The sequence below is a fragment of the Streptomyces sp. 13-12-16 genome, assembly GCF_002114215.1.
Lineage (GTDB): Bacteria > Actinomycetota > Actinomycetes > Streptomycetales > Streptomycetaceae > Streptomyces.
Genome location: NZ_NCTE01000837.1, coordinates 1 through 2,575, shown reverse-complemented (window position 1 = coordinate 2,575; position 2,575 = coordinate 1). Strand labels below are relative to the sequence as shown.

Genomic DNA, 2,575 nt, shown 5'->3' with positions numbered 1-2,575 from the left:
CGCGCTGGTGGGCGGGGGCGAACTCCTCGTGCCGAAGCGGAAGTCGGCGGCCCGGCCCGCGATGGCGACCTGTGCCGTCGTACGGCGGCCGGGGCGCGGGCGGCTCGCGGTGGTCGGGCTGGGGCCCGGTGCGCGGGACCTGCTCACCCCGCGGGCGAAGGCCGAACTGCGGCGCGCCTCCGTGCTGGTGGGGCTCGACCAGTACGTCGACCAGATCCGCGATCTGCTGCGGCCGGGCACACGGGTGCTGGAGTCCGGTCTCGGGGCGGAGGAGGAGCGGGCGCGGACGGCCGTCGCCGAGGCCCGGCGCGGACAGGCGGTCGCGATCATCGGCAGCGGGGACGCCGGGGTGTACGCCATGGCCTCCCCGGCGCTCGCGGAGGCGTCCGACGACATCGACGTGATCGGGGTGCCGGGCGTGACGGCGGCGCTGGCGGCCGGGGCGGTCCTGGGGGCGCCGCTGGGCCACGACCACGTGTCGATCAGCCTGTCCGACCTGCACACGCCGTGGGAGGTCATCGAGCGGCGGGTGCGGGCGGCGGCCGAGGCCGACATCGTGGTGACGTTCTACAACCCGCGCAGCCGGGGCCGCGACTGGCAGCTCCCGAAGGCCCTCGCGATCCTCGCGGAGCACCGGGAGCCGGCCACACCGGTGGGGGTCGTGCGCAACGCGTCCCGCGCGGACGAGTCGAGCCGGCTGACCACGCTGGCCGCGCTGGACCCGGCGACGGTCGACATGATGACGGTCGTGACCGTGGGCAACACGGCGACCCGGGAGATCGCGGGACGCATGGTCACCCCGCGCGGCTACCGCTGGCAGGAGGAGGCACGGTGAACCGCGTGGTGCACCCCATCGAGCAGGAGTCCTTCCGGCGGCTGCGGGCCCGTCTCGACACCTCGCACTTCCCGCCGCTGACCCGGGCGGTGGTGGAGCGGGTCATCCACTCCGCGGCCGACCTGGAGTACGCGTCCGACCTCGTCATGGACGAGGGCGAGCTGGTGAAGGCCCATGCCGCACTGCACGCCGGGGCGCCGGTCGTGGTGGACGTGGAGATGGTCGCGGCCGGGATCACCCGCCGGCCGGCCGTGTGCCGGCTGAAGGACGCCGAGGCCGGTCCCGGTCTGACGCGTTCGGCGCACGCCGTGCGGCTGGCGTACGAGGAGGTCGGGCCCGGCGCCCTGTGGGTGATCGGCTGTGCGCCGACCGCCCTGGAGGAGCTGCTGACCCTGGACGCCTCCCCCGCGCTCGTCATCGGTCTGCCCGTCGGTTTCGTCGGGGCGGCCGAGTCCAAGGCCGCGTTGCGGGAGAGCGGGCTGCCCGCCGTGAGCAACGTGTCCGAGAAGGGCGGGTCGGCGGTCGCCGCCGCCGCGCTCAACGCCCTGCTGTACCACCCGTTCCCACCCGAGGAGAACCTGTGACCACCCCGCCCGCCCTGCTCATCGCCGGCCACGGCACCCGGGACGACGCCGGAGCGGAGGCGTTCCGCGACTTCGTGCGGGAGCTGGGGCTCCGCCACCCCGGACTGCCCGTCGCGGGCGGCTTCATCGAGCTGTCCCCGCCTCCGCTGGGCGAGGCCGTCGCCGAGCTGGTGGAGCGGGGGGTGCGGCGGTTCGCCGCCGTGCCGCTGATGCTGGTGTCCGCCGGGCACGCCAAGGGGGACATCCCGGCCGCGCTGGCCCGCGAGAAGGAACGGCACTCGGGGATCTCGTACACGTACGGCCGTCCGCTGGGCCCGCACCCCGCGCTGCTGAGCGTGCTGGAGCGGCGGATCGCCCAGGCGGTGGACCCGTCCTGGGATCCGGCCGGGGTGACCGTGCTGCTGGTGGGGCGCGGGTCGACGGACCCGGACGCCAACGCCGAGGTGTTCAAGGCGGCGCGGCTGCTGTGGGAGGGGCGCGGGTACGCGGGCGTGGAGACGGCGTTCGTGTCGCTGGCGGCGCCGGACGTGCCGAGCGGTCTGGAGAGGTGCGCGCGGCTGGGGGCGCGCAGGGTCGTGGTGCTGCCGTACTTCCTGTTCACCGGGATCCTGCCGGACCGGGTGCGGTCGCAGACGCAGGAGTGGGCGGCGGCGCACCCGGAGACCGAGGTGCGGTCGGCGGACGTCATCGGTCCGGAGCCGGAGCTGCTGGATCTGGTGTGGGAGCGGTACGAGGAGGCCGTGCGGGGTGATCTGCGGATGAACTGCGACTCGTGCGTGTACCGGATCGCGCTGCCGGGCTTCGAGGACAAGGTGGGACAGCCGCAGCAGCCGCACTTCCACCCGGACGACGACGGCCACCACCACGGGCACGGCCACGGGCACGGGCACGGGCACGCGCACTCCCATGCGCACTGAGCCGACGGCCGGCGGGCACGATCTGCGGCACCACGGGGACGCCGAGGTCCGTGACGACGGCCGCGCGCTGGTCGACCTCGCGGTGAACGTCCGCGCGGACACGCCTCCGGGGTGGCTGCGGGAGCACATCGCCGGGTCGCTGTCGGGGCTGGCCGCCTACCCTGACGGGCGGGCCGCGCGGGCGGCGGTGGCGGCGCGGCACGGGCTGCCGGTGGAGCGGGTGCTGCTGACGGTCGGTG

The 2,575-nt window shown here is 75.5% G+C and carries 3 protein-coding genes and 1 pseudogene; all 4 read left to right on the top strand.

Annotation, left to right across the window (positions count from 1 at the left end):
• A partial coding sequence (gene cobJ / locus B7767_RS30235) for a precorrin-3B C(17)-methyltransferase (RefSeq protein ID WP_085574933.1) occupies positions 1-835 on the top strand: 835 nt, incomplete at its 5' end.
• Positions 832-1,419 (top strand): precorrin-8X methylmutase, encoded by a 588-nt coding sequence (locus B7767_RS30230; RefSeq protein ID WP_085574932.1) that lies wholly within the window; start codon positions 832-834, stop codon positions 1,417-1,419. The genes cobJ and B7767_RS30230, both read left to right, overlap by 4 nt.
• Positions 1,416-2,336, top strand: a complete 921-nt coding sequence (locus tag B7767_RS30225) for a sirohydrochlorin chelatase (protein WP_085574931.1) — start codon at positions 1,416-1,418, stop codon at positions 2,334-2,336. Before B7767_RS30230 ends, B7767_RS30225 begins: the two co-directional genes overlap by 4 nt.
• Positions 2,326-2,575 (top strand): annotated as a pseudogene (locus B7767_RS30220) (aminotransferase); the annotation flags it as partial. The gene B7767_RS30225 and the pseudogene B7767_RS30220, both read left to right, overlap by 11 nt.